This is a genomic window from Candidatus Aminicenantes bacterium, from assembly GCA_026393795.1.
Lineage (GTDB): Bacteria > Acidobacteriota > Aminicenantia > UBA2199 > UBA2199 > UBA2199.
In genome coordinates this window covers 1-2504 of record JAPKZL010000258.1, presented here as the reverse complement: position 1 = coordinate 2504, position 2504 = coordinate 1, and the positions used below count along the sequence as shown (strand labels likewise).

Annotated in this window: 2 protein-coding genes; one reads left to right on the top strand and one right to left on the bottom strand. The window is 47.5% G+C overall.

Annotated features, from left to right (window positions below; genetic code table 11):
• Positions 1 to 887 (top strand): hypothetical protein (locus NTW95_12860; GenBank protein MCX6558300.1); only part of this gene is annotated, 887 nt, incomplete at its 5' end.
• A 171-nt stretch (positions 888 to 1058) separates the two neighbouring features.
• On the opposite strand, the gene NTW95_12855 is transcribed toward NTW95_12860, so the two are convergent.
• Positions 1059 to 2504 (bottom strand): aldehyde ferredoxin oxidoreductase C-terminal domain-containing protein (locus NTW95_12855; GenBank protein MCX6558299.1); only part of this gene is annotated, 1446 nt, incomplete at its 5' end.

The following is a 2504-nucleotide window of genomic DNA, read 5'->3' as shown; positions in this document are numbered from 1 at the left end:
CGTTTAATCCCAATAAAGAAAAAAAGATGATCACAACGAAGGATATTGGAAGAGGGAAGGCCAATGAGAATCACCAGATTATTTCGGATTTAAAATGGCTTCTTGAGAAAGTAAAAAAACATGCAAGCATTGATACTTTAGCTAAAAAGTTATCTATTACGGAGAGTAATCAAGAACTTAAGAAGTTGAAGATGTTGTTGATTATGTTTTTCGCTTACGAGCAAATAAAAAATGTTGATGAACGTTATGATAGCTTTATTGCAGCTATAATAAATGAGAGGAAGGAAATTTCGAATTCAATTAGAATTCTGAGTTGGAATTATGACTACCAATTTGAAAAAGCATTTTCGGAATATCTGCAAATCGATAAATTGGCTATTATTCAAGAAATATTAAATATTGCTCCTTCAAAGAACATAAAAAATCCAAGAAAATTGACAGATGACATTTTTGAAATTGTAAAACTAAATGGAACAACTGCAGTAATGGAAAGAGAAAATACCATGGAAGTTAAGAACATATTTGAAGATTTTTCTGATCAATCTCCAACTAATTTAAAAGCCAAGTTTGAACAATTTTATGGAAATCCAAAAATTTATCCTTTAGTCAATTTTGCTTGGGAGTCTAATCATAATCAAGATTATTTAGCAAAAGCAGAAGAGATTGCAAAATTAACATCAGTCCTAGTTGTAATAGGGTATTCTTTCCCTTTTTTTAATCGTGAAATTGATCGAAAGATAATCAGATCTATGACTAATATAAATAAGATTTACATTCAAGATATAAATCCAGAGAATATTATAAACAGGTTATCTTCAATTATCGAATCCAAAAATATTATCCCCATTAAAGATGTAGAACAATTTTATTTACCATCCGAGTTATAAATTAGAAGGTAATTTTAGTTATTTTGATTTTACCGCGCGTGAAAGCCAAGTAATGAGGAACTAGAAATACTTTTTTATGTAGGGGAGGGTTTGCAACCCTCCCATTTTTAATTTCCTTGATTGCGAACCGAGAAAAAGGGCAGCCGCAAGGGCTGCCCCTACGTCGTCAACTTACAGGTGTTTCTTGACCAGCTCGAGCACGTCCGGCAGGTCCATGCCGATCTTTTTCAGGTGCTCGACCGTGGGCACGCCGTCCTTGGACCAGCCGCGGCGCTTGAAGACGGCGTCGATCAGGCTCTCATATTGCGCTTCGCGATATTTGCGCAATATCTTGATTTTTTCCTCGGTGCTTTTCCCGGCCGGGTCGATGTTCTGCTTTTCCTTCAGCGCCTTGTCATAGCGCTCGGCGCGCGACTCGTACTCCTCGACTGTGACCGGCCCCATGGCGCGGTAGGGCGGGTAATCCTCGGGGCGCTTGCCGTGGCCCATTTTCAGGTTGAAGATGCGCTGGAAGTTGTAGACCCGTTCCGACTGCATCATCAGTTCTTCCTTGTCGATCTTTTCGCCGGTGATGGCGTTGAAGATGTCCACGTAGTTCTGCACGTGCTCGGGGACCTTGTTGGGCTCGGCATTCTCGGCGTTGTTGGCCGGCTCGATGTCGTTCCAGGGGAGCTTGCAAAGGCCCTGCAGGCTGAACCAGGTGCGGAAGACCGGGAAATAATGCAGCGCCTCGGCCTTCTTCTCGAATGTGGGCAGCATGTTGTTGACCATGTCCATGAAGATCAGCCAGGCCTCGTCGTGCTGCGGCCCCTTGTTGGTCAGGTAGTAGCCGCCCTGCTGGGCCAGCGATTCCTTGGACTGGTACTCGGACTGCTCCAGCCCCTTGCCGTGCATGCCGATGTCCTTCAGAAACTGGGCGTTTGCGCCGTATTCCCTGGCGAAATATTCCTGCATGAACTTGACGCCCTTGCCGGCGACAAGTCCGAAGCCTTCGCCGCGGGCGATCTGGTGCATCATCTCCAGCGCCGCCCGCCAGTTGCCCCAGGTCATTTCAAGTCCGCCGGTACGCTCCTTGTTCAGGATGCCGTTCTCGTAACAGTCCATGACAAAACCGGTCAACGTGCCGAAGGAGATGGTGTCCAGGCCGTAGGTGTCGCAGTAGAAGTTGATCTCGATCACGGCGGCCGGATCGAAAATGGCCGGGTTGGAACCGCAGCCGCCTACCGTCTCGTACTCGGGGCCGTCGACCAGGACCTTGTGTCCCTTGTAGGGGCCGGTCTTCAATTCGAAATTGTCCACGCCGTGGGCGCAGGACAGGGTGCAGCCGAACCAGCAGCCGTCGGGGACGTTCTGGGTGAAATAACTCTTCCATACCCAGGAGGCCAGCTTGACCGCCTCGGGATGGCTGCCGAAGCGGAAATTTTTCACCGGCAGCAGGTCGTAGTCGTTCATGATCTCCACCAGGTGGGCGGTGCCGATGGTGCGCATCTGGCACTGCTTGTCGTCCAGGGTCAGGATCTCCTTGTGCAGCTTCAGCCCGGTCTTCTGCAGCGTTTCCATGTCTACCGGGTTGTTGGATTTCCCGGTCAGGCCGGAGTATTTGACTACCAGCGCTTT